The sequence below is a fragment of the Rheinheimera marina genome (assembly GCF_042654345.1).
Lineage (GTDB): Bacteria > Pseudomonadota > Gammaproteobacteria > Enterobacterales > Alteromonadaceae > Pararheinheimera > Pararheinheimera marina.
This window is the reverse complement of sequence record NZ_JBHSGB010000001.1, coordinates 414,165-436,041: the sequence shown is the minus strand read 5'-3', so window position 1 is coordinate 436,041 and position 21,877 is coordinate 414,165. Positions and strand designations below refer to the sequence as shown.

General features: G+C 44.0%; 15 protein-coding genes. 11 read left to right on the top strand and 4 right to left on the bottom strand.

Annotated elements, in window-relative coordinates; genetic code table 11:
* The first annotated feature begins 90 nt into the window (after positions 1-90).
* From ACFO3I_RS02000 to ACFO3I_RS01955, 10 genes are all read left to right on the top strand, one after another.
* The gene (locus ACFO3I_RS02000) at positions 91-528 is read left to right on the top strand and encodes a hypothetical protein (protein ID WP_377331328.1); all 438 of its coding nucleotides are present in this window, start codon (positions 91-93) and stop codon (positions 526-528) included.
* Positions 521-2,116, top strand: coding sequence for an AAA family ATPase (locus tag ACFO3I_RS01995; RefSeq protein ID WP_377331327.1), 1,596 nt, complete (start codon positions 521-523; stop codon positions 2,114-2,116). Before ACFO3I_RS02000 ends, ACFO3I_RS01995 begins: the two co-directional genes overlap by 8 nt.
* A gap of 2 nt (positions 2,117-2,118) precedes the next feature.
* Positions 2,119-3,630, top strand: coding sequence for a TnsD family Tn7-like transposition protein (locus ACFO3I_RS01990; protein WP_377331326.1), 1,512 nt, complete (start codon positions 2,119-2,121; stop codon positions 3,628-3,630).
* Between the two features lie 4 nt (positions 3,631-3,634).
* On the top strand, positions 3,635-5,233 hold the full coding sequence (locus ACFO3I_RS01985) for a Tn7-like element transposition protein TnsE (RefSeq protein WP_377331325.1): 1,599 nt from the start codon (positions 3,635-3,637) through the stop codon (positions 5,231-5,233).
* Positions 5,234-5,479: 246 nt separating this feature from the next.
* Complete coding sequence (locus tag ACFO3I_RS01980) at positions 5,480-6,715, top strand: Druantia anti-phage system protein DruA (RefSeq protein WP_377331324.1); 1,236 nt, start codon at positions 5,480-5,482, stop codon at positions 6,713-6,715.
* 24 nt (positions 6,716-6,739) lie between these two features.
* Complete coding sequence (locus ACFO3I_RS01975) at positions 6,740-8,416, top strand: competence protein CoiA family protein (protein WP_377331323.1); 1,677 nt, start codon at positions 6,740-6,742, stop codon at positions 8,414-8,416.
* Positions 8,413-10,161 (top strand): hypothetical protein, encoded by a 1,749-nt coding sequence (locus ACFO3I_RS01970; protein ID WP_377331321.1) that lies wholly within the window; start codon positions 8,413-8,415, stop codon positions 10,159-10,161. The genes ACFO3I_RS01975 and ACFO3I_RS01970 overlap by 4 nt, the downstream gene beginning before the upstream one ends.
* Positions 10,162-10,387: 226 nt before the next feature.
* Positions 10,388-11,203, top strand: coding sequence for a hypothetical protein (locus ACFO3I_RS01965; protein ID WP_377331320.1), 816 nt, complete (start codon positions 10,388-10,390; stop codon positions 11,201-11,203).
* Positions 11,204-11,216: 13 nt separating this feature from the next.
* Positions 11,217-16,715 carry a DEAD/DEAH box helicase gene (locus ACFO3I_RS01960; RefSeq protein WP_377331318.1) on the top strand — a complete coding sequence of 1,833 codons (5,499 nt, stop codon included), beginning with the start codon at positions 11,217-11,219 and terminating at the stop codon, positions 16,713-16,715.
* 158 nt (positions 16,716-16,873) lie between these two features.
* Complete coding sequence (locus ACFO3I_RS01955; RefSeq protein WP_377331317.1) at positions 16,874-17,545, top strand: XF1762 family protein; 672 nt, start codon at positions 16,874-16,876, stop codon at positions 17,543-17,545.
* A 160-nt stretch (positions 17,546-17,705) separates the two neighbouring features.
* On the opposite strand, the gene ACFO3I_RS01950 is transcribed toward ACFO3I_RS01955, so the two are convergent.
* Genes ACFO3I_RS01950 through ACFO3I_RS01940 form a run of 3 tightly spaced genes read right to left on the bottom strand, consistent with a single transcriptional unit; the run spans position 17,706 to position 19,271 of the window.
* Entirely contained in the window at positions 17,706-18,101 is a 396-nt protein-coding gene (locus ACFO3I_RS01950) for a hypothetical protein (protein WP_377331315.1), read from the bottom strand.
* Positions 18,098-18,361 carry a hypothetical protein gene (locus ACFO3I_RS01945; protein ID WP_377331314.1) on the bottom strand — a complete coding sequence of 88 codons (264 nt, stop codon included), beginning with the start codon at positions 18,359-18,361 and terminating at the stop codon, positions 18,098-18,100. The genes ACFO3I_RS01950 and ACFO3I_RS01945 overlap by 4 nt, the downstream gene beginning before the upstream one ends.
* Positions 18,362-18,371: 10 nt before the next feature.
* Positions 18,372-19,271 carry an LAPAL motif-containing putative phage structural protein gene (locus ACFO3I_RS01940; RefSeq protein ID WP_377331312.1) on the bottom strand — a complete coding sequence of 300 codons (900 nt, stop codon included), beginning with the start codon at positions 19,269-19,271 and terminating at the stop codon, positions 18,372-18,374.
* 510 nt (positions 19,272-19,781) lie between these two features.
* Here ACFO3I_RS01940 and ACFO3I_RS01935 point away from each other — a divergent pair.
* On the top strand, positions 19,782-20,381 hold the full coding sequence (locus tag ACFO3I_RS01935; protein WP_377331310.1) for a 2Fe-2S iron-sulfur cluster-binding protein: 600 nt from the start codon (positions 19,782-19,784) through the stop codon (positions 20,379-20,381).
* Positions 20,382-20,411: 30 nt separating this feature from the next.
* Here ACFO3I_RS01935 and modF read toward each other — a convergent pair whose 3' ends face one another.
* Positions 20,412-21,872, bottom strand: a complete 1,461-nt coding sequence (gene modF / locus ACFO3I_RS01930; protein WP_377331308.1) for a molybdate ABC transporter ATP-binding protein ModF — start codon at positions 21,870-21,872, stop codon at positions 20,412-20,414.
* Positions 21,873-21,877 lie beyond the last annotated feature (5 nt).

Below are 21,877 nucleotides of genomic sequence, written 5' to 3'. Positions count from 1 at the left end.
GGCCAAACAAAGCCTTGGGTGGCATACCACCGAAGTACAAAGACAATTTAATAACACAGGCTTCTACTTCAAGCGTCCATTAAAAATGGGATGATTACCAGACCTTCTTCTGATTTAAGTGAATACTGGGTTTGTGACCTGACCGATCGCAGTAGGCGTTTTCGTGGTTTGTCATTTTGGGATGTTTGGCTCATCACCAAAGAAGAGCGAAAAACCGATGCCAAGGTGCGGATGAGCACTGCGGTAGCCAAAGGGAAGTTGATTCAGCAGATTGAAAATATTGTGGCTGAAGCTGATGAAAAAAAGACTGAAATTAAGCGGCCAGGAGTTAAAAAACTGGGGCAGCATATCAGGCAAAACAAGCAGTTAGAAAAATCGGTAGAGCGACAGGTTAAAGCGTTCAGACCGGAACGAACAGAAACCAGTACGCCAGCACAAGTGGTGCCTATTCGTATCAATGCTAATGAAGATTGCCGCTTCCCGGATATGACGGATTTGATTTTTGGGGAAGACACAGGCAATGAATAACCCAGTGCAAGGCCGCATCCCTCACGCTGAATATATAGACCCTGGCTTGCCAGAATATCGGGATAACCCGCTCATTTCCGCTTTGCCGCGAATATATGATGTTAAGCAAGTAGTAGAAAAACTAAGACTCAAACCTTTGTTTGATGCTGCAGAGCGAAATCTGGATGGACGGCTCAGAGTTCATACCATAGCCCGATTACTGAATCGTTTTTTTCAGCCTTTGAATCACCATCTGGAACTTGAGCAAAAAATATCGCTGATATTGCGCCAGGGCTATCTCAGTAGAAATCCTGCACAGGGTGCTTATCATCTTCACTTGCAAAACGGATATAAGCGGGTTCAGGACGAAGACCTTGATGCTTATGTGTTTGACCAGGTTCGCTCCAGTGCAAATAGTTTGTCATTATTTGGTTGCTCAGGATGCGGCAAGTCCGAAACCATCAATCGAATTTTTTCGGTCTATAAGCAAGCCATATTCCATCCCGAATACAACATAACTCAACTGACCTATCTGAAAGTGGAATGTCCGGGGGACGGTGATCTGGATGAACTCTGTCTGAGCTTTTTTAACGAAGTCGACCGGGTTTTGCATACTCAATACAGTATTTCTCACGGGCGGAAAAAACTGGGTACCAAGCGGCTGATGGCCAGCATGTGCCAGATCGCAAATCTGCATGCGTTAGGGGTTTTGGTGATTGATGAGGTGCAAAACCTTAATGAAGCCAGGTCGGGTGGTGCAGAGAAGATGCATAACTTCTTTGTGTCCCTGGTGAATACTATTGGTGTGCCGGTGATCCAGATTGGCACTCATCGAGCTCGTAAGTTTTTCCAGCGAACTTTTCGCGCTGCGCGGCGTATTTCAGGGTTTGGCAGTTTGCTTTGGGACAGGTTACCCAAAGACAAGCAGTGGCAGTTGCTCCTAAAGCAACTCTGGGAATACCAGTGGTTGCGCAAGGCCGAGCCATTCACTGATGAGCTCGGCGATGTGATGTACGACCTGACACAAGGCGTCATGGACATAGTAGTGAAGCTTTATGTGTTGGCCCAGGTCAGAGCTATTGTAACGGGTATGGAGCGTATCACTGTTCAGTTGCTGGAGCAGGTATATGACGACGAGTTTAAAACTGTACACCCCATGCTGGCCGCGCTTCGCAGCAATAACCTGGACTTAATAAAGCAGTATGATGATCTGCTGATGCCGGATATTGAAGCACGGATGTTCTCCATGACGTCGTCACTGGAAGAGACAGTTCCTGAAAATATTCGCTCAGAAGTATCAACTGATAAGAGCAAAAAGCTGCTTGCACTGTTGTTGCAAATGGACATCCCTGAGGATATTGCTATTCCGCTTGTGGATCGGATTGTTCGGCAGCATCCTGAACTGTCAGTGGCCGCTTTGGTGCATAAAGTCACTGAATACACCGCAGATATCAGTAAAGAACCACCAAAAATCAACCGAATAAAAAGAACTCAATGGCTGGAATTACCAACCAATGATTTACGTTATGTGTACGCCAGTAGTGATAAAAACAATGTATATCAACTATTCAAAGAGCAGGGGCTGATTTACGACCTGAAATCTGGCTAGCTATGCTGGCTTACTTCCCCAAGCCTTATCCGGACGAGCTGTTGTACAGCATGCTCGCCAGATGTAAGGTTCATATGGGGATAGATAGCCCGAAGCATTTGCTGGATCTGCTCTACCAAAAACGCACCGTCATTGCTGTACCAGACTTACCGGCTCAACTGCAGTTGTTGTGTAACAGTCTCCAGCATGTGCAGCAGCTAAACGCTAAACAACTTCTCTACCAAAGAACCCTGTTCCCGCTGTATGCCCCTTTTATTCCCGAAAGCCGTAAGCAACACCTGACAGATTTGCTGGTCAATAGTGACGGCTCTGCTGTGTTTGTGGAGATAGGTATGAGCGCTGGTACGGTAAAGCTACCAGCGTTTTTCCGATATTGTCCTTTGTGTATGAATGAGCTGCAGCAAGAGTATGGCGAGTTTGCCTGGTTACGGCGCTGGTTGGTGCCAGGGTATCAGGTATGCCATATCCACGGTTGCGCGCTTTGTGACTCTATACTGCCGCTGAGATCTATCCATCGCCACGAATATTTAGCTGCATGCCCTCAGTATTGTGAAGAGTTGGCTGTAAACACAAATCACAGTTCGAAGCTGGTACAACTTTCTTCCAGTATTATGGAGTTGTTGACCATAACCGAAAACCAGAGCCCTACATATCACCAATGGACGTTGTTCTATCGAGAACTGGCTTCTGAAGCCGGTATGCAAAATGGTATGCAGGTGTCAGGTACTGAGCTTCACAGCAAGTTCAGAAGTTACTGGCTAAATTCATTTTTAGTGCCCCTGAACCTGGTGCCGGTCGGCCCCAGCTCCTGGTTATTAGCCATGTTTCGCAAACACCGGAAGTCTTTTAGTTATCTGCAGCATTTACTGGTTTGGCAGGTACTGAAACCTCAACTCTCAATATCTCAGGTACTGGCTTGCGTACACTCATTCCCTGAATCGGCCAGCAACTCACAAAAAGTGGTAACGGAAGGGCCAATTAACCAAGCTGACCGTGATCGTTGGCTTCAGTTACTGCAATCTGGTCTGAGTGTAAAGCAGGCAAGAGTTCTGTATGACAAAGCCTTGTATGCCAGATTGTATCGAAATGACCGGACATGGTTGCTGGAGACTAATAAGGACTGGCATTTAAAGAGGACAAATCACAGCAATACGAACTGGCAAGCCAGAGATAAACACTATTTACGCAGGTTGTATCAGGTGTTGGCGTTAAGGGATTTTGAGCTTAAAACGCCAAGGCAGAGCCGGAATTGGTTTTTAAAGCAGCTCACGCGGTCATCGACCGCTGAAAAACATTTATCAAAATTACCCCTTTGCCAATCCTTCTTAAATAGGTACAGTGAGACTGTTGCCGAGTTTCAAATACGGCGGTTAACCTATCAGGTTTTGTTGGATCGTCAGAATAATCAAAGCCATCTGTGCTGGGAATTAGAGCGGTTGTGTGGATTAGCTGCTGGCCGTACTCGACCGCTGACATTGAAGTTTATGGAGTTGTTAGAAAGGGAATTCTTGTAAATCAATGCAAAAAAAGCTCATTAAGAAAATTCCGGTTAATGCCCGATTAGTGGGTTTAGGTAATCAATTCCGCAGAGATGTTCCGTCTGATTTCTGGCATTTTTCTGCATACTTTAACAAAGAAGACGGTACAAGCCACAACGACAATTTCGATCTGGAAGCTATGTGCTTAATGGGCCTTGGCCGCACTTTTACTCAGGACGAGCACTTGTTTACCTCTGGTGGGTATCGGAAAGCATTAAAACTGCCACCTGTAGCGCAGTGGCAAGAAGCCAGGCTTAGCAGCTTTCAGCGATTATCTAAGAAGTTATCAGGTACAAAAGAAGTCGCAAATCAGCGTTGTTTTCTATTCCAGTCAGATGGTTTAAAAGTCTGGTTGCCCAAGCTGGAATTAGCTAGAAAGTTGTTTTTCCACGCAGGCTTTTTGGTCCGGGCTGCATACCAGCCCAATGCTCTCGATCTGATGTTCAACGTGAAAAGCTGGGAGTTTGATACCACTTATCTTATTGAAACCCTTGATGCAAACGGGGCCCCTGTTGAGTTTATCCGCCAACCTGTCTATCGGTCGTTTTTATCCTGGCTGTTATTAAACAAGGATATTCGTCAGTCCTTTAACTCAATCTGGCAATGCCTCAACCAAGAACAGTTCATTGCCAATAGCTATTGCAGATGGGCGTTTAATTTCATTCCGCCTGCAGGTTTGTCAGGCTTGGATATGGATGTTCATGGCGTTTTTAACGAGGAAAAAAATGAGTTGTTGGTTTGGGAAATCAATTCCATCAAGGCATTACCGAATATAGTATTGGGGGAAGCCATTTTTAGTCACCCTAAACTCAAAAGTCATGTCCGCACTCCGGGTAGCAAGGACGGTGGTTTTGGCGGCAAGGGAGGAGAAAATCTTTTAATAGATACCGAACTTGAACCGTCGACAGATACGACCAAGATTTTGCTGGATTTACTATCGGAAGGTTTGCAGATAAGCCATCCAATCCAGACAAAGGTGAAGTATGCCGGTGAGAGATCTTCTGGTTATGGCAAACCGAATCAGGACGATGACGATTCAAGTACTACTCAGCAGGTTGTTGGCACCAAAGATGATGTAGATGGCGGACAGGGTAAAGCTGCTGATTTTGACGCATTGCAAGAGTCGGATAATGATACCGAGCGATTCAAAGACCGCTTTAGAGTGTTTATCGACTTAATCAAACAGTTGGCAAACGAACCTGATTTAGAACTTATCAGCCTGGTTGTAAAACCGCTACCAGAGGTAAAGCGTTGTCATCTTCACCTTATGGCTGACGGAACAGAACGCTGTTATCTACTGGCAAAATTTGTGGTTGGAAAGCGAGTTAGATATGTATTAGAAATTGATACATCTGATAATAAAAGGAAGCTTTCCACAAGGATTTTTAGTTTGCTAGATCCAACCATTGAAGCAGATTTCATAAAAAGATTGTTTGTTCTGCTACTTCGGTCTTCTATTCGCTGGCCTGGTTTTTTGTTTCTGAATGAGGCTGTAAATGTGATAGGACTTAAGCATCACATGTCTGATCAATTTATCGATAGATGGGCAGAAAAACTTAAGGCATCAATACGGTATTAGGGGAGTCATTTCACTATCCTTTGGTCTCAATTGTCGTACCTTAACTTGTTACAGATGTACTGGTGAACAACACATGCTATTATCGCAACTAAAGGTTAGATGACCAGATGTATCATCAAAAATCGCTCGTTGATGATACTTAAATTCTTTATTTAAGTAATTTTATACCCAAGCAAATTACCTAGTTATTTGAGCACAAAAATTAAGTTCTCGTGATTTCGATTGAGAAAGAATTAGGAATTCTTCATGCATAAAGCGCCTGGTAGCAAGTCTGTAGTAGTTAATGTAAATACGCGAGAGGCCAATCTCAAGAGAAAGCTACGTGAGCATTTACATACTCTCGGATTTACTAAGTCTGAAGATGGTGTATTGCAAGCTCCGGGAAATACGAAAGACGCTATTCGAACTTTACATAGTGCTCAACGAGAAGAGAGGCTTCTTGCAAGTCAGAATTTTATAGCCAGTAAAAGTGCCAAACTCCTAAAATATTTTGCTTCAGGTACAGATGTTAACCCTGCAAAAATATCGCCAGTCCTTGAACGAGTATCGTCTAATACAATACAAGGCGATCTTTTCAGGCTTGCTGCTCTGTCATGGTCAGTGCCGGTCTCTAATGGTTTTGGTCGACGTCTTCGCTACTTAGTGTGGGACCAAAGTAATGGCAAACTGATGGGAATTATCGCTATAGGCGACCCAGTTTTTAATTTAGCTGTTAGAGATAATTTTATAGGTTGGGACTCCAGTGATAGGAGCTCTCGATTAGTCAATATTATGGACGCTTATGTGTTAGGTTCAGTTCCTCCATACAACACTCTTCTTGGGGGAAAATTGATTGCTTGCTTGTTGCGTAGCCGTGATCTTTATAACGATTTTCGCAGTGCCTACGGAGATACAAAGGGCGTTATTTCTCAAAAAGAGAAAAAGGCTCGTCTTTTATCAATTACAACGACTTCTTCTATGGGAAAGTCGTCCGTTTACAATCGACTCAAACTGGATGGCGTAGAGTATTTGGAGCCCATTGGGTATACAAGTGGATGGGGCCATTTCCATATTCCTGAACAATTATTTGTTGAATTGAGAGACTACTTGCGATTTTTGGATCACGACTATGCTGATCAACATGCTTTTGGACAAGGGCCTAATTGGCGTTTACGGACAATGAAGGCGGCATTTTCTGCATTAGGGTTCAAAAATGACTTGATGAAGCATGGCGTTCAGAGAGAAGTATTCATATGTCAGTTAGCGAGTAATGCAAATAAAATTCTTCAGACAGGGAAAGGGAAGCCAGATCTGAAGTCTCTTCTTTCGGCAAAGGACATTGCTGAGCAGGCACTTGATCGCTGGGTGCTACCTCGCGCAGAGCGCAGGCCCGATTACCTTGACTGGGCTATTGGAGACTTAGTTAATTTATTTGGAAATCAAACTAGAAACATCGAGACTCAATTAGAGCGTCCGTTAACTCGTAAGGTCGTTTCAGTCTGATGTTAAAGACAAGGGATTGCGGAGTTGGAACTAGCGAAAAATACTAAAACTGGTAAGAGAGAATTAGCTGCCAGTGCATCCTCAAGTTGCTCATATGTTTGTGTATTCTGCGAAGAGAAGGTCAATTTACGCTCAGGGAGGAAAGTTCCCCCCTATTTTGCTCACTGGCCAGGTAGGGGAAGTATCGAATGTGAGCATTATGTATCAAATCTACAAACTCAACATGCTTATGAACAGACTTCCATTTTGTCTGAAAGAAAGACAATTGAACTTCGTCTGGTTGTTCCTCCTGTCGTTTCTAAACGACGTAGTTGGTACTTAGAGTTAGTTCTTCCTAGTTGTGAACACTGTCTCGCCACACTTGTTTTGGATGTTGGGGGACGTCAGCAGTTAATTGACATGCGTGGCATGAGTGATCGTCGTCGTGTAACTGCAGATCTCTCGACTGCTCCATACGGCATAATCGAATACCAAGGGCAACCCGATCCCACGTTCGTAGAATATACTGAACGACAATGTGAAGGATTACCAAGCAAAGGGGTTGCCGCATTTCGTGTGACCGAAGGGCTCGGACACTTGGGATTTTCCAGAGTACAGCAATTGAGATTATCTGACACTTTTGCATTACTCTGGAAAGAGTCCGAAAGAGCTATTTTTCCTGAAGAGTTGTGTGCGTCATTTTTGCCAAGTAGGGATGGGTGGAGCCTTGCATTTGTTTGTTTGCCTGAAGAGATATCCGAGCAGTGCAGAGAATGGATCAAGTTATTCACCAGATTATCAATAGAGACTCCTACACCAACAATTGGTCCTGTATGGCCATTTCTAGCTAGAAAGACTAGTGTAAGCTCGAGTGTAAGTACTGAGTTAGATGTGATGTTAGTGGCAGCAAAAAATATACCGCTCGCACACTCAGAGTCTGGTCCGGTAATAGAAGTAGTGAGAGGTGGTGATAAAAAACTATTTGCTATAGGAATTGAGCGTTCCCCAGCATTTTTTGTTTTAACCGGAAAAGGAACGGAAGAGGTTCAAATTTCTACTCGTGCGAGTCATTCGGCGATTGAACACTCTATTGCGTTTCACCCCCATACAACTCTAACTCTGTGCTATCCCTCCGTTGATCTTGTATTTTCAACTTCAACAGGCTCTCACCAAATAGTTCAATTACATCAAGAGGATTGCGCAAACATTGTTGAGCGATATCGTGCACAGGGACTTAGCCCAGAATACATGTCGATGCCCCTTGGCGTATCGGGTCGCTTGATTATAACTGGGTATCCAGAACCGACAGAAGTCGAACTTTATTGCTGCGAAAATAGAGCTCCTCATAATCGTAATATGTGGATGCTTTCCTCTGAGTTTTTTTCCCTATTAGTTTCTGCTATCAACGATCATAAATGCAGTTTTAGTTTAGATTTTGGAGGTTTTGGGAGCATGACTTTAGGCGGTTTACAGGAATTATTCCTAACTGAACTAGCATGTTTGCGACTTCCTACAGATCTTCGAACAAGACTGGTAGTTTTTTTACTTCAATTGAGATTAGCACCTCCTAAACCCTACCGGATAGGTGACCATGCTCTAGTTGGGCTTTTCGTTAAATCAAAACCAGAGTTGCCATTAATACCGCACTATCGTTCGTTGCTACAGGAAATTATTGACTGTGGCTTTGAGTTAGAAAATATAAGAGAGGGATTCTCATCATGAAACTTAGATACAGCCCAGAGGCAATGTCGAGAATATCCCAGTTGGGACATCACGATATTGTCGAGTTTATTGAAGAAGTTAGCCCTGCTTCAAGAAGAGATATTTACAAACATTTAGGTCGTGTTCCCGGTTTTAGATCTGGTAGTCCTGCAGACTTTAAAGAAAGGCAGAAACGATTGGTTGCTCATATCTTAAGTTCACCTGCTGGACATGATCCGAAAGATTGGGCTGTATTCGGGATGCTTTGGAGCACTTGGATATCTGAGCGGTTTGAGGTGGATATCCCTCATACAGATGAATCTGGGAATTTTTTTGAGAACGCTCCATCTTATTTGACGTTTGTCTCTGAGACCTTTCCAAACATTCCTAGAGAAAGTGTCGAACGAATAATGACATTTAGTCGTTTTCCTGAAGAAATACATAGCCTTAAGGAGCTCACTCTCTTTAGAACTGCGTCCACTATTGCTAGAGATTCGTTGCTTGACGAACTACCATTAAGTATTAAGAGTTTAGAGCAACGTATCGCAGCCATTGAAGCTTCTGCTTCCGATGGACAAGAGAACTTAAAACAGATTAATACCTCACCTGTACTTGTTGAGCAACGTATCGAGAGTGTAGCTAAAAAATTTGATGACCAGAATCAACTTACAGAAATGTTAAAGTTGGAGGTAGATAAACTTGCGTACGCAATGTTAGAGATTGAGCAACGAGTACAACAGTTGGGTAATACGTTAGAGCAGATCAAGAGTTTAAAGGAAGATACACTCGCACCCAATACTAGTACTCACGCCACTGACCAATCAATTATAGACATTCTAGAGAGAATGGACTCTATTCAAAGAGTCTTCGATGCAGAGTCGAAGACTTCAAATGCAAGAGTACTTCCCAATTTAGTTATGAAGGATTTTCAGGGACCTTTTGAAGACCTGCATAAGGTGCAAGATGTTTGTGAGCTTATAGCAACTAATCTTCAAGCTGTTGGAGTCGTGAAAGGGTGTGCATTCCCGATGTCTCGCCAAATTGTCGCTGCGCTAGTGAGTGGCCAGTTGATCCAATTTTCTGGATCTTTGGCAGAACTAATTTCTGAGTCTATCGTTGCTGCTGTCAGTGGGCCAATCTTCCATGAATGGCGTGTTCCAGTTGGACTTGTTTCTGATGAATGTGCTGCTTACTGCATCGAGATGGTCGGGAAAAAGTCTAATTCACTTTTATTAAAGAGCGCCAACTTGTCAGCCTTTGAAGTTTATGGAGCTTCAATTCGTGAGATTATAGTAAAGCGCCAGTTTGGATTCGATGGAAATAGAAACTATTCATTTTTTACCTCTTGGGTTAGTGGTCCCGCCGCCTTTCCCGACGGAGGCTCACTCGCTGAGCTTGGCCCTGTATTTGATACGGATACGCTCCGAATGCGAAGTGCTAAAGCTGAGACTCCTTCTTTAAGATTTGGTCGACTCGCAAAAGAAAACTGGTACCAACTTGAAGGATTTGAAGCTCCTGATCCTGATGTTATTTCAACAGAACTGACGGAGTTTCTGACCGACATTAATTTTGAAGGAGGGGCTTTTTGGAGACGATTAGTAAAAAGTTCCTACACTCATTTGAGAGTGATATCTAGTGCTTCATGTAGCGAGGATTTAAAAGCTATTTCTGATCTTTACTTGCTTCCATGGGCTCGAGCGAGAGGAGAGTCTGTAAAGGAAATTAGAGAGCGTGTCGTTAGTTACTTAGAACATTTACAGCAATAGGTAGCTAAAGAAGATGACCATAAATTTTAGGCCCATTTCCCGGTCAGATGCTCAGAAAGTTATTGCTACAGGTATGAAATGCCCATTTGAAGGAGAGGGACTGCGTATTTCTGCATTATCTGAATGCTTACGAGCCGTTACTTACTTGTGTTCATTAGAGAGCGAAAGTTGGGTTCCTACTAGCTCAAACCGTCTCGCAAGTATGGTTCGAAGCAGATTGACTTCGATGTGGCCTGAATACAAAGGAAGGGATGGTGAGCTTTTTCCTGGAGAGATAGGTGTTCTTGATAGTTTGAACTCTCTAGGGGATATGGTTCGATTAAAAGGCGGTAAATGGTTAATTGCCCCTCCTAAGTTAATTTTGGTGGAAAATGGAGTGGCAGTCCTTATAGGTGGGGGGCCGTTGGAGTGTTTACCTCCTGCTCTGTCAGTGTCAGCCAAAGTAGTTGGTAAGGTCAGGGTTGTTGATCCCGCTTTATGTGGATTGTGGGGATCCAGATGGGGACTTGAAGATTGGCTAGGCGCTCCATACCAAGGACTTGAAGAATGGGGACGGAGTTTATTGAGTGAAGCGCTACTTAATTTAACTGACGCTCCACACCTTTGCGAGGGGGTAAGCATTTATAAGCCTCGTCAATGGGTTAGCGTAACAGAACTATCCGAAGATACTAAAGATTTGGTCTTGGGACGCTCTTTAGTTCATAAGTTTTTTTCATATTTTCTCTGTAAGTTAAACAAAGGACGAGTGAGTAAGTTACGTTCAATAACATCAGATGAAGCAAGGCGTTTTCAATACTATTTGGATTTAATATCGGACCGTTCTATTGTAGTCAGTGTGAAGAACGTGAACAATTTGGTTCGATTCAAGTTGAATAGGCGCCTGCCGCGCAGAGAAGCTAAATTGCTCAATCTAGGGTGGCAAGAGCCAACAACAGAAAAAGCTCATCCAGGAGTAATTCAATATGTTTATCCTGAAGAGCTATTCCCACTTTTAGTGAACGCTTTTGGTTTGCTAGGTATCAAGGTGAAACAAATTTTATAACAAGGAGAGTTGTATGAGTTTAAAACCAAAAGGGAGCGGTGCTGCAGGTATTCACGAGACTACTGGGAATATTGCCGATAGTCTTAGGCAATACATTGAAGCTCAATACCATATTCGCAACGAAGGCCTAATCAGAGAGCGTAATGCTCTTTTGAAGAAAGATGCGACAATCGCTCAAACACCTTATGTAGAGTCGACACCGGTTTACAAAGCTGGCGAACCTTACGATCGATTACCAATTCCCAAAGTTGCTAGTGAAGCACTCACTCAACTCTCGCAGTTGGGTGTTGGGCTATATCCCACACCTTATGAACATCAATCGCAAGCCCTTGCGTCCTTTTTAGCTGAAAACGGAGCTGATCTCGTTATAGCTACAGGTACTGGTTCTGGAAAAACAGAGAGCTTCTTGATGCCTATCATCGGAAAGCTAGTAATTGAAGGCGCAGAGCGAACAGAATCGTCGAAACTGCCCGGATGCAGAGCTATGTTGCTTTATCCAATGAATGCTCTCGTTAATGATCAACTCTCCCGTGTGCGCAGGTTGTTTGGCAACTCTGACGCGACGAAAATAATTTCTAAGGGAAGGGGGAAGCCAATAAGGTTTGGCAGTTACACTGGTAGAACACCTTATCCTGGCTCTCGAGAGTCATCTAAAGATGAAAAATTTATTAAGCCTCTTTTTGAGGAATTTTACAGTAGGGTTGCACAAGATCCCGGTTTAAAAAAACAACTAGAACGAATTGGTCGTTGGCCAAGTAAAGACCTAGACGCATTTTATGGGAGTGATCTTGTTCAAGCTAAAACGAATAAGTCGGGTAAAGATTATGTTTCAAAAAAATGGCGTGAAAGATTAAAAACCCAACCCACTGATCGCGAGTTAATGACTCGACACGAGATGCAACTCGAATGCCCCGAACTGATTATTACTAACTACTCAATGCTTGAATATATGCTCATGCGTCCAATCGAGCGTGGCATCTTTCAGCAAACTAAAGAATGGTTAAAAGCCGACTCTAAGAATGAGTTTATTCTTGTGCTTGATGAGGCTCACATGTATCGCGGTGCAGGTGGTGCAGAAGTCGCATTGTTGATTCGCCGTCTCTGCGCACGATTAGAGATTCCGCGTGAACGGATGCGGTGCATACTGACAAGTGCGAGTTTGGGCAAAGGTGATGAAGCTATTCAAAACGGGGAGCGTTTTGCTCGTGATTTAACAGGCCTATCAGAAAGCTCAAGTAGACGAATTGAAGTGATCCAAGGTGTTAATGAATTTCGAGATAAAGCCCGCCCAGCAAGTCTTGAGGAGACAGATGTATTAGCTTCGTTTGAGTTGGATTCTATAGAGAACTCAGTTAGTGACCCAAAAGAACTTCGTAAATGTTTAGCAAATCTAGCAACTCAATTAGGGTGGCTTCCTCCTCCTGATGGTGCACCTGAATTAATTCAAGACTGGCTTTTCAAATGTATGACTGGGTTTGGGCCTTTGGAAGAGTTGATTGCAAAAGTATCTGGTCACGCAATCAAGCTTGATAAGCTTAGTGAAACAATATTTCCTAATTGCTCTTCTCAAGCAGCCACTCATGCATTGGATACGCTTATGGCTTTAGGGTGTCACGCACGAAGGAAATCAGACGGAAGGGTATTAATTCCGACTAGATTGCATCTATTTTATAGAGGACTACCAGGCCTTCATGCATGTATAGATCCTGAATGTTCAGAGCGGCTAGACGGTCAAAACACTTCCAATATCTTGGGGCGTCTGTACACCAAACCAATGAATAGTTGTAGTTGTAAGAATCAAGGACGAGTCTATGAACTGTTAACTCATAGAGATTGCGGTGCTGCATTTATTCGTGGATATGTGAGCTCTAAGCTAGACTTTGTATGGCATAAACCCAGTGGTCCGATTTCAAGGGGAGATACTGTTGACCTTATGCCAATAGATATCCTCGTTGAGGATTCTGTTCACCCACAAGGAAGATACCGAGATTACTGGATGCATATATCTACGGGGCGGCTTTCTGCTCTGATTCCAGCTAACACTTCTGGCTATCGCAAGGTGCGCATACCAGATAAGGTCGCTACCGAATCTGAGATATCTTTTGATGATTGTCCCGTGTGTATGCGCAAAGCATCGAAGGGTGAACAATCTAAGATTATGGATCACATAACTAAAGGTGAGGCACCATTTACGGCCTTGGTAAGAACACAAATGGCTCGCCAACAAGAGAGTCGTCCAGTTGATGTTCGTTATCCTAATGGTGGTCGAAAGGTCTTGGTTTTTTCTGACGGGCGTCAGAAGGCTGCGAGGCTTGCGCGTGATATTCCTCGGGATATTGAACTTGATCTTTTTAGGCAAGCAATTGCATTGGCGTGCACTCGCTTGGAGGCTTTATCCAAGGAAGCAAAGCCTACACCACAAATGTATTTGTCTTTTCTCTCTGTGTTAACTGAGCATGATTTGCCAATTTTCGACGGTTTAGATGCAACAATCGTGACAAATGCACGAACTGAGTTTGAACGAGACTATTCCAGTGATTTGACCGAAGCTTTTGAAGACGATTTCAGCCCTACAGGGATACCTGCTCGATATAAAATTTCATTACTAAAATTGCTTTGCTCTAATTATTACTCTTTGACTGGTACAACAATTGGGTTTGTTGAGCCTGTTAAAACAAAACTCAAAAAGTTGAATGCCGAATTTCTGAAAGCTGGAATGCAATTTGACGAAAACGATATCAAGGCACTCTCTATTGCATGGATCGAAGGGTTGCTTAGCGAGTTTGCGATTGACCCATCTATTGATGCAACCGTTCGTATTAAAGCCGCGGGATATTTCAGACCAGGATGGGGAACAAAAGGGACATTCAGTTATGCATTCAGGAGCATGTTTACTCGGCAAATTAAAGGAGGAGTGACATCTGTAGAAAAGATCGAAGAGATTTTTTGTAATGAGTTAGCTCAAGAACATAATAAAATGTGGTATCTCTCCCCTAACTCGCTCAAGTTGAAAATAGATCTTTCGCATATTTGGGCTCAGTGTCCCGATTGTACCGTGTTGATGCCTATGGCATACCAGGGTTCGATTTGTATTGCTTGCGGTAGTAAAGGTGTCAAATGGTTAGATCCAAAGAGCAGTGATTACATTTCTGCTCGGAAAGGGTTTTGGCGTGGGCCAGTGCATGACGCTTTAAGCCCTGGTTCTCGCCTACTAAACCTCAGTGTGGAAGAACATACGGCACAACTATCTAATCGTGACCGCAGCAGTGTACATGCTACTACAGAACTCTATGAGCTCAGATTCCAGGACGTTCTAATTGAAGATACAGACAGACCAATAGATATCTTGAGTTGCACCACTACGATGGAAGTTGGTGTGGATATCGGCTCTTTGGTCGCGGTTGCTTTAAGAAATGTGCCACCACAACGCGAAAATTATCAACAACGGGCTGGGCGTGCTGGTCGACGTGGTTCTTCTATATCAACTGTTGTTACTTATTCTCAAAATGGACCACACGATAGTTATTATTTTTTGAATCCAGAATATATCGTTGCAGGTGAGCCCCGTACTCCTGAGGTTAAGGTGAGTAACGCGAAGATAGCTCGTCGTCATGTACATGCATATTTAATTCAAACTTTTTTTCACGAAATGATGGAACAAAGTGGCAATAGTATCGGTGGTAAAAAAACATCAATCCTAGAAAAGTCACTTGGTTTGACTCGCGAATTTTTTAAATGCACTGGTGAGGATAATCTCAACTATGAAGGCTTTAAGTTGTGGGTTGAGCGCAGATTACTCGCACCTGAAGGAGACTTGAGAGGCTCGATTGCTGCGTGGCTTCCGCCGTACCTAGATACAAATGGATTTACTTTAGAAGAGTGGTTAGTTCGGACAGTCGAAGATTTTTTGAAAGATTTGTTGTTATATAACCAGAATATGTCCCAACAAATTATCAGCGATGAAAACAGTGAGGAAGAGCAAAATATCAGGCCTAAGCTTGAACAGGAAGAATTTCTTGAATTCCTTTTCTATTATGGGTTACTTCCAAGTTATGCTTTCCCAACAAACTTGAGTAGTTTCCTCGTAGAAAAGCATCAAAAAAATAGCAGTGGCTCTTGGGAGATTCGAACAATTCAGAGACCCCAGCAAGCGGTATCCAAAGCATTAAGTGAATATGCTCCTGGACGACTCATTGTAATAGATAAGAAAACTTATCGCTCTGGAGGTGTGTTTGCAGATCTCCCTGCAAGTGAAGTGAACCGTGCTAGACCTTTATTCGAAAAAGAAAAAAAAGTCATTCATTGCGAAGCTTGTTCTTTTATGCGAGATCCCAACAGTGCGAAGATCGCCAGCGATGTATGCCCCGTCTGTAAAGGTGAATTGAAAGAAGAAATTATGATTGTACCGGAGGTTTTTGGGCCTGAAAGAGCTAGAGAACTTGATGAAGATGATCGGGAACAAGAAATAACCTTTGCGACCATGGCTCAGTTTCCCCAGCCGGTAGATCAAGAGTCTTTCACGTTTAACGAGTGTGGTTCGAATGTTAGTTTCACTTATGCGACAGACCAAAGATTGGTAACAATAAACTGGGGGAAAAATAAAGACCAAGATAGTGGATTTTTGGTTTGTACTGAATGTGGTTCGGCATCTGTTTTTGAGCAGTTTAATCAGTCACATGTTCCACACGAGCGTCCCTATAAACATTTGGGCGCAAAGGATATACCCAAACAGTGCTCTGGCGAATTGAAACGTGTCCTGCTTGGTCATGATTTCGTTACAGATCTCCTGCTGCTTAGATTGGAGATTAAAGCTCCTTTAATCACGGATACAACCGATCCGATAGCTCTTCGGGTCATAGAGGATAGTCTACATACAATTGTTGAAGCGCTGAGGCTTTCAGCCAGCCGCCACAAACAATTAGATTTAGACCCATCTGAGTTTGGGGCTGGGTTCCGAATTATCCCTGCGCTTAAAGGTGAGACTCGACTAGTCGATTTATTCCTTTATGACACGCTATCTGGAGGGGCTGGCTATGCGGAAATTGCAGCAAAAAATCTACCAGAAATATTAAAAGGCACACTATCTATATTAGAGGACTGTTCATGTGACGCATCATGTACAGAATGTATTAATCATTACCATAATCAGCACATTCAGAGTCGCTTTGATCGTAAGTTAGGCGCTGCATTACTGCGATATGCAATTTTTGGGGAGGCCCCTGTATGCTCCTCTCCAGAAGCGCAGGCAAAGGATCTTTCACAACTATGCTCAAGCCTGGAGTTAGATCGTTTCCGTTGTACCGAGGGGCATTCTCCAGAAACTCCTATTTTTGTTGACCTAAACAGCCAACGTATGGCCCTTGGGTGCTATCCAGCCCTAATAGGCAGGGAGGATTTCGATCATGCAGTGATTAACGCAACGAATGTTAATCATAAATTATGGTTGAGTGAGTATGAACTTCGAGCAAATCTAATGGATGCACACCAGAGGGTTCGTAACATATTTGGGTAACCGCCAACTCTTATTTATCGGTTTTCTCTAACAGGTCTTTTGTAATAAAAGACCTGTCAGGGATCTTAATTGATTGGTGAAAATTTTATTTTATCGAGTCATTTGCAAGAAACTGTGTAGCCTAGTTCTTTTATCACCTGTTGATGGAGATATATCCTGTGATTGAAGTTATACCGCTGACGTTAAAGCAGGCAAATACTTATGTGAAGAATAATCATCGACATCATGGAGTGACCCAAGGTTACAAGTTTGCTATTGGCTTACAAGACGCATCTGGAAATCTAAAGGGGGTCGCTATAGTTGGGAGGCCTGTTAGTAGAAGTCTCGATGACGGGCAATCAGCTGAGGTGACACGAATGTGCACTGATGGGTATCCAAATGCATGTTCGAAATTATATTCTGCTGCCTGGAAAACTGCTAAGAGTATGGGTTACAAGCGTCTGTACACATATACTCTTGATTCAGAAACAGGGACTTCACTCAAGGCTAGTGGTTGGAGTCTTGATGCAAAAGTTACTGGCCGATCTTGGGATACACCTGTCCGACCGAGGAGTGATAAGCATCCAACTTGCGATAAAAATAGGTGGGTTAAGGCTGTTGCATCACAAATTAGGCATGAGGTTGTGCACATTAATAAGGGCGCAGATAACTTGACTATGGGGGCAAAGTTTACGCATGTAACTAGAGTGTCCCGTACTGAGATTAAGGTCAAATTAGCGATCAGGAAATTAAAACGTGAAGAGCAAAAAGTAAGTAAAACAAAAGTTGCAGAGTTAGTTGGTTTATCCAGAGAGCAGCTTTCTAGGCGTTATCAGCACTTATTTTCGTGATGTATGCCTTATGGGTAAATTGACTTTATGTGATGTCTGAATCATTTCTACTTTAGACTCTTGAAGAAGCGTTGTCTCTAATTCAAGCAAGACTGTGAGCTGATGTTGTAAAACAGATATTATGGATTTGAACCACTTTTTATAAAATCAGCGTATTCACTCAAGCTGAATCTTCCTCTAACGATTTTTGTTCAACCGGCTGCAAATGCTTGCTATGTTTTTCTTTTCGGATGGTCTCTTTCACTTCCTGAAGAGCGTTTATGAGAGCCAATTTGTTCGCTTGGTTTGTTTCTTTCAGGATCTCTTTTTCTAGATCTAGAATATAAAATTGCCTTTGAATAAATTTTTTGGCTTCGGCGACTGTCGGAACTAGAGATAAAGCTAAATTGCACACATAAGCGCAAGCTGAAGATGCTATAGGTACGATATAAAAGTATATATTCTCATCTTCAGGAGCAAGTTTTTGCTGTCGAATCCAATGAATAAATATCACCGAGAATATTGTCGCAAACCCGGTGGCGCTTTTAAGATCTCGTTCTGGCTTTTCATTCGTCATTTTTCGCCATCACTCTTTTTGTCGTCAACTTTCTGAGTACACCCATCTTCAATTAATGAAGCAACAAAGTGCTCATAGTTAGCCGCGTAAACTACTTTGACATGAGTCACGCCATTTATATCTGTGTAATTAATTCTGACCTTTTTGATACCGCGTATAGCAAAATAAATAGACGCAACCAAAGTCATCAGGCCCTTTGATATGGGGCCCCAAGCTAGGGCAAGACCAACTAATATGGCGATGACTTCTGCTGATAGCATGCTGGTTGTTTTAACCTTTATCGTTAATTTTTTTCAGAACATCAGTGATTGTATAGGAAGTGCTAGACTTCTTTGAGTGTTTATTATGCTTCGTTGTAATTGTGATATTCACCTCGAACAAATCATCATACTTAAATGACTGTTTATAAGTATCTTTTTCATCACGAATTTTGTGCATGAATTTTTCGTCTTCAACTTTGACCTTCGCCTTTTTTCCGTCAGGAAGCTCAATTTGCCAGCCAGTTGTCCCAGTGAAATTCACACGGAGAAACTTGATAATGTATGTATGCTTATCCGTAGCGATGTCATCTTCCATACTTAGAGGACTAGCTTGGAAAGATTCGTAGTTCTCTATGCTTACTGATGTTGTCGAATTGTCTACAATTTGCTTTGTAGTTGGATCGTAAAGTGACAATTCTACAATTTCGGTTCCATCGTCAATTAGGGGAGAAGATAGGAGCTTCTCAATACCATTACGAATACGAGGATTTTTTATGCTTATTGCAATATCCTTTGTTGTAACAAAGCGTTCCCCTGTGTCTAACGTGATTGTCCTAGTGCCATCAGAGTTTTGACTGATATCAAAACTACGAGTGTTAATACGATCAAGTGCATCAGTCACCCGCGCAACCAATTTATCACTAGTTTCTGTAAGTTTTGTATAGCCAAGAAACTCAAGGGCATCTTGACCTTTTTCCTGAATAACTTGGAAAATAGCTTTAAAGCTACCTTCGTTAAATGCTACAACATTAATTTTTAGGTCTGATGCTAAACCGTCATTAATAACTTTGTTCGCCTCTTCAACTGAGTTTACAAAGCCTTTTAAAGATTCTATGAGTTGTGTTGCTGACATTTCATGATGTACGTGTGCCTGACCGTCGACGCGGTAAGCGATATAAGTAACCGTCATTATTTTCTATTCCCTAAAATTCTCCATTAAAGGTAACCATAAAAAGCCAATAACGTAAATAAAGATTTTATATTTCTAACGATTCCCGATACTTGCAGCCATCGTGCCCAGCAATTTAAAGGGCTGATGTGACGTTAAGTTTCAATAGTTATGCTTTTGAGTATTTGTCTAAGCTAATCGCAGGTATTTGACTGAAGATATGATCGTTGGGAGAATGAAGTAGGGGTAGTGCCTGATTTCTTGATAGCTGGTAGCGGCGTATTAATTTGGTTGTGATGAAACTTTATTATTAACAAGTAACCTATTTTTAGGTTAGCAGCAAAAGTTAGTGATGAAACTTTAGCCTCAAATTTAAGTTTGAAACTTTCCCAAAAAGCAGCTTTCAGCTCAGTTGGTGATGATTCTATATTATTGATTTACAAAAGCTGGCTAATACCAGCTTTTTATTTACTTGTAATTCAGCATCTAATTGGCGAATATGGGGCTCTTCGGTTAGTTGAGAGTACCAAGGTGATTAAAATCCGCACCAGCCAAGGGCTTGAGTTTGTGCAGCAGCATGGGCAAAGCATTCTGGATGCCAGCATTGCGGCGGGTTACCCCATTTTGCATAGCTGCCGCTCTGGCCGCTGTGGTTTGTGCAAAGCCAAACTGGTGGCGGGCGACACCCAATGTTACCGGCGCGAGGAGTTGCCTGCTGCCTTGAGTCAGCACAATTGGATCCTGACCTGCAGCTGCAGCGCGCTGTCAGATGTTCAGCTGGAGCTGGGTGCTGGCCAGCCGATGCGAATGGCCAAAGCGGTGAAACTGCCTTGTGTGATCCGTCAGCTGAGCGAAAGCGGCCCGGATAGCTTGTTGGTCAGCCTACAATTGCCTTTGGTGTGCAGAACCCGTTATCAGCCCGGCCAGCGCCTTTGCGTACTGAATGCGGCCGGTTTGTCTGGCACTTATCAGGTGGCGGCTGTGTTGCCCGAGCAGCGTCAGATTCAGCTGCAGCTGGCGCGGCACGCCGACAGTGCTTTGCAGCACTACTGGTTTGCCGAAGCTCAAATGGACGATGTGCTGACTGTGCTTGGCCCTTTGGCGTCGGAAGTTGCGGCTGGCGCGGATTAAGCCCGCAGCCGAAGCTTTGTTTGCCAGGTGCTAGGTTGCCGCCTGGTAGTGCGTCATATCCAATACCCGGTCTATGCCGGCAATTTTGTCATCCGGGTGATGGTTGACATACAGCAGGGTGGTTTCGCCCTGTTGGCTGAGAATATTTAGCAGTGCCAATACTTTCAGCCGGTTCAGCGGGTCCAGACCGTTGCAGGGTTCGTCCAGAATCAACAGACTGGGGTGCTTCACCATAGCGCGGGCAATCAGCACCAGCCGCTGGTCGCCAAACGACAATTGCTGAAACGACTGCTGGGCCTGATCGGCCAGCGCAATCAATTCCAGCCATTGCTGCGCCAGCTGCGTCTGATGCAGCGTGGGCTGTTCATACAAACCTATGCTGTCGTAAAAACCGGACAGCACCACATGCAGCACAGGGCAGCTCACGCGGTATTGCAGTTGCAGGCTGTTGGAGATAAACCCTATGTGTTTTTTAATATCCCAAATGCTTTCGCCCTGACCGCGCTGATAACCCACCACTTCTAAATCATTGGTGTAGCAGTGCGGGTTATCGCCCGTCACCATCGACAATAAACAGGTTTTGCCAGAGCCATTGGGGCCGACAATCTGCCAGTGTTCGCCGCGGTTTACCTGCCAGTTCAGGCCCTGAAACACCACCCGGTCATCGTAGTGCACTTTGCCGTTACGCAGCCGCACCAGCCGTTGTTGCCCATCTGGTAACGGCGGCGTAAAGCGGTCCTGGTCTTTGGCGGGTAGCGCTTTGGGCGGGTTTTGTAAGGTGCTGAGTTTGTTCAGCTCAGCCAAATCAGCCGGGTCCAGCCCCTGCCCCTGATTTTGCCAGGCCAGCTCGCCATGGTTCAGGTAAAGCAGCTGCCGGGTAAACGACGGAATTTCACTGTGGCGGTTGGTCACCAATATCAACGTGAACTGCTGCTGGTGCTGTTGCAGCCAGTCGCGCAACGCGGCTTCGCTGGCGGCGTCCAGGCCGTTATAAGGTTCGTCCAGAATTAAATAGTCTGGCTGGCTTAATAAAGCCCTCAGGATCAGCACTTTGCGGCTCTCTCCTGTCGACAAGGCTAAAAACGCGGTATCGAGCCGTTGGCTGAACTGCAACACAGCCGCCAGCTGTTGCAGTTGCTGTTCAAGCGCGGTGGTCCACTGGCTGAATTCGCGCTGGATGATGTCGCGGGCGCTGCTGGGGTTGGGTAGCACATCCAGAATATCGGCGTCGTCTTTGCGTTTTTCCGCCTCAATCAGTGCTTTTTGCTGCTCGGTGCTCACCCAGGCCACTTTTTTTCTGGTTGCAGATGGGCTGGCGAACTCGCCGCTTTGGCACTGGCCTTCACCGGCCAGAATGGCGCTCAGCGCCGATTTGCCGCTGCCGTTTGGCCCCAACAGCACTGTGTGCTGGCCCGGCGCTATCGTCAGCTGCTGCAACTGCATCCGGTAATCTTTCCCCAATAAAAATTCACAGTGCTGCAGACTAAACATCGGTG

Excerpts from the sequence above, each read along its gene's own strand:
- modF (WP_377331308.1), bottom strand. The coding sequence starts at position 21,872 with ATGTTTAGTCTGCAGCACTGTGAATTTTTATTGGGGAAAGATTACCGG.
- ACFO3I_RS01970 (WP_377331321.1), top strand. The coding sequence starts at position 8,413 with ATGAAACTTAGATACAGCCCAGAGGCAATGTCGAGAATATCCCAGTTG.
- ACFO3I_RS02000 (WP_377331328.1), top strand. The coding sequence starts at position 91 with ATGATTACCAGACCTTCTTCTGATTTAAGTGAATACTGGGTTTGTGAC.
- ACFO3I_RS01995 (WP_377331327.1), top strand. The coding sequence starts at position 521 with ATGAATAACCCAGTGCAAGGCCGCATCCCTCACGCTGAATATATAGAC.
- ACFO3I_RS01985 (WP_377331325.1), top strand. The coding sequence starts at position 3,635 with ATGCAAAAAAAGCTCATTAAGAAAATTCCGGTTAATGCCCGATTAGTG.
- ACFO3I_RS01980 (WP_377331324.1), top strand. The coding sequence starts at position 5,480 with ATGCATAAAGCGCCTGGTAGCAAGTCTGTAGTAGTTAATGTAAATACG.
- ACFO3I_RS01945 (WP_377331314.1), bottom strand. The coding sequence starts at position 18,361 with ATGCTATCAGCAGAAGTCATCGCCATATTAGTTGGTCTTGCCCTAGCT.
- ACFO3I_RS01950 (WP_377331315.1), bottom strand. The coding sequence starts at position 18,101 with ATGACGAATGAAAAGCCAGAACGAGATCTTAAAAGCGCCACCGGGTTT.
- ACFO3I_RS01965 (WP_377331320.1), top strand. The coding sequence starts at position 10,388 with ATGTGGCCTGAATACAAAGGAAGGGATGGTGAGCTTTTTCCTGGAGAG.
- ACFO3I_RS01990 (WP_377331326.1), top strand. The coding sequence starts at position 2,119 with ATGCTGGCTTACTTCCCCAAGCCTTATCCGGACGAGCTGTTGTACAGC.
- ACFO3I_RS01940 (WP_377331312.1), bottom strand. The coding sequence starts at position 19,271 with ATGACGGTTACTTATATCGCTTACCGCGTCGACGGTCAGGCACACGTA.
- ACFO3I_RS01960 (WP_377331318.1), top strand. The coding sequence starts at position 11,217 with ATGAGTTTAAAACCAAAAGGGAGCGGTGCTGCAGGTATTCACGAGACT.